The sequence below is a fragment of the Baaleninema sp. genome (assembly GCF_049974805.1).
GTDB lineage: Bacteria > Cyanobacteriota > Cyanobacteriia > Cyanobacteriales > Geitlerinemataceae > Baaleninema.
On the sequence record NZ_JBNGCO010000222.1, the window covers coordinates 1 to 2,337 of the forward strand.

Genomic DNA, 2,337 nt, shown 5'->3' on the forward strand with positions numbered 1-2,337 from the left:
TTTCCACCCCGCGCTAAAGCGACGGGGCTACCAAGCTCCCGGACTTTTTACGTGTAGAATATCCTCACCGGAACCGCCGTCGAGATAGTCCGCTCCCCCATTGCCGAAAACGATATCGTCGTCGTCGTTACCCTCAAGGAAGTCGTCGCCGAAATTCCCGACAATGCTATCGTTGCCGCTACCGCCGCGAACGCCGTCGCCATCCTTACCTGCAAAAATCAAATCGTTGCCAATACCGCCGTCGATAACGTCGGTTCCTTCGTTGCCGCAGAGGGTATCGTCGCCGTCGCTACCTTCGAGATGGTCGTCACCTGCCAACGCCGCCGCGAAATCCTGTCCGCCGAAAACGGGAATTGTTTCTCCCTCGTTCGTTCCCACGACGAAATCGTCGGTATCGTCACCTTCAATGGCGGGAGCGGTGGGATTGTTAGAGGGGAATTCTGAGGGAGCGTTGACAAAGCTACAGGTTTCTGATTCGGCGTTGTCTGTACTATCTGTAGAAGATGCGGGGGACGAACTACTGGAACTGTCGCCGTCGGAACCGGAACTGGAACTGGAACTGGAACCGGAACTGGAACTGGAGCTTGAACTGGAACCGGAACTGGAACCGGAACCGGAACTGGAACCGGAACTGGAACTGGAATCGGGTTCGGAGGTTTCTGCTTCCAAGACGGTAATGGCAACGGAATCGGTATCGGAGAGGGAACCGTCGCGGGTGGTGAGGTCGAGGCTGGCATCTCCCGTAAAGTCGGAGGTGGGGGTAAAGCTCAGGCTCGATAACGCTGCGTTGAGATTGGCGATGGAACCGGAAAACCTGAGGGTGGGGTCGTCGGTGCCGTCGCCAGTGGTGAAACTGAGTCCGGTGATTTCGCTCAGGGTTAGGGTTCCGTTGGTGGCGGCAAGGCTGACATCTAATGTACCGCCGTCGGCATCGGAGACGGAAATGCCGGAGAGGTTGAGAGCGGTGTTGGTTTCGGTTTCTAAGGCATCGCTGGGAACGGTGTTTTCGGGGGCGGAATTGCTGACGGTGGCGGAAATTTCGAAGTTGTAGGGATTTTCGTCGGCATCGTTGTTGTCGAAGGACAGGGTTCCGTTAAAGGTTCCCAATGCACTGGCATCGAGTTGAACGTCGAAGGTGGTCGTTTCCTCAAAAGCGAGGGTGGTGGTGGTAAACGAACTGGACAGCGACAGTTCTGTATCTCCCGTTAGCGAGATGGGGTCGGTGAGGGTGAGATTGACGAAACCTTCGTTGCGAACGGTGAGGGTGACGGTGAGGTCGCTCCCCTTGGTGGTGTTGAGGGCGAGGGTTCCGTCATCGGGGATGCTGGTGGTTCCTTTGAGAACGTCGATTTCTGGCTGAGCTTCGTAGGCTCCGATGTCGCGGGTTCCTGCGGCGGCAAATCCCCGTTGGTCGTTGACAGTGGCACCGCTACCGGATGCGTCGATGGCGGGAGAGCCGGAGATGAGGGCGTGGGTGAGGGTGGAACCGCCGTTGTCGGCGAGGGTGGTGTTGAGAACGGCGGTAATTGTTTTTCCGCTGGTGTCGAGGACGATGTCTGAACAGGTGCCGAGAGAGCCGGAACTGATGCCAGTCGTGGTTCCCAGGATGTTGTTGTTGTCGCCGTTGATGTTGTCGCCGAATACGTCGTTCGGATTGCTGCTCGCAGTGTTCCCGGCGATGATGCTGTTGAGAATGGTGAAGGTCCCGCCTTTACGGTAAATGCCGCCGCCGTTCCCCTCGGCGACGTTTTGGGTGATGGTGGAGTTTTTGATTGTGCCGCCGTTGTTGCCTTGACATCCTCACCGCCCTGGAAGGACGGTGATTCCTAAACCTCGCGATTTAGGTTCCTGCTTCCTTCCCTTACGGGTTTTTCGCAGTTGCTCTTGGGAACAATGTCCTTCAAGACTTACACTCGCTTCACAGGCTGTAACGGTGTGTCCCACCGCCAAAAGATTCTGTGCGGCGTTGATGTCCCGGTCGTGAACCGTCCCACATTTCGGACAAGTCCACTCTCTGACATCCAACGCCATCGAATCGGCTTTGTGTCCGCAACATCCCCCCTTTAGTTCCCCCCTTAATAAGGGGGGTTAGGGGGGATTCGGAAACCATTTATCTACCTTGACGAGAGTACGCCCGTACCACTGACATTTATAGTCCAGTTGGTTGACAAACTCTCCCCAGGCACAATCCCAGATGTGTTTGGCGAGTTTGGGATTTCTCACCATCCCTATCCCCCCTTTAGTTCCCCCCTTAATAAGGGGGGTTAGGGGGGATTCCACCGCAATCGTTTGGTTCTCACGAACGAGGCGGGTTGTCAGCTTGTGCAGGTAGTCGCT

Annotated in this window: 2 protein-coding genes and 1 pseudogene; 1 reads left to right on the forward strand and 2 read right to left on the reverse strand. The window is 56.2% G+C overall.

Annotation, left to right across the window (positions count from 1 at the left end):
* Positions 1-27: 27 nt before the first annotated feature.
* Positions 28-1,464, reverse strand: a complete 1,437-nt coding sequence (locus ACP5D4_RS21440) for a choice-of-anchor Q domain-containing protein (protein WP_428013636.1) — start codon at positions 1,462-1,464, stop codon at positions 28-30.
* Here ACP5D4_RS21440 and ACP5D4_RS21445 point away from each other — a divergent pair.
* Positions 1,376-1,720, forward strand: coding sequence for a hypothetical protein (locus tag ACP5D4_RS21445; RefSeq protein WP_428013635.1), 345 nt, complete (start codon positions 1,376-1,378; stop codon positions 1,718-1,720). The two genes, ACP5D4_RS21440 and ACP5D4_RS21445, sit on opposite strands and share 89 nt — an antisense overlap.
* Before the next feature lie 80 nt (positions 1,721-1,800).
* Here ACP5D4_RS21445 and ACP5D4_RS21450 read toward each other — a convergent pair.
* Positions 1,801-2,280, reverse strand: a pseudogene (locus ACP5D4_RS21450) (zinc ribbon domain-containing protein).
* Positions 2,281-2,337: the final 57 nt, after the last annotated feature.

Coding starts and splice junctions, on each gene's coding strand:
- ACP5D4_RS21445 (WP_428013635.1), top strand. CDS start 1,376: ATGTCGCGGGTTCCTGCGGCGGCAAATCCCCGTTGGTCGTTGACAGTG.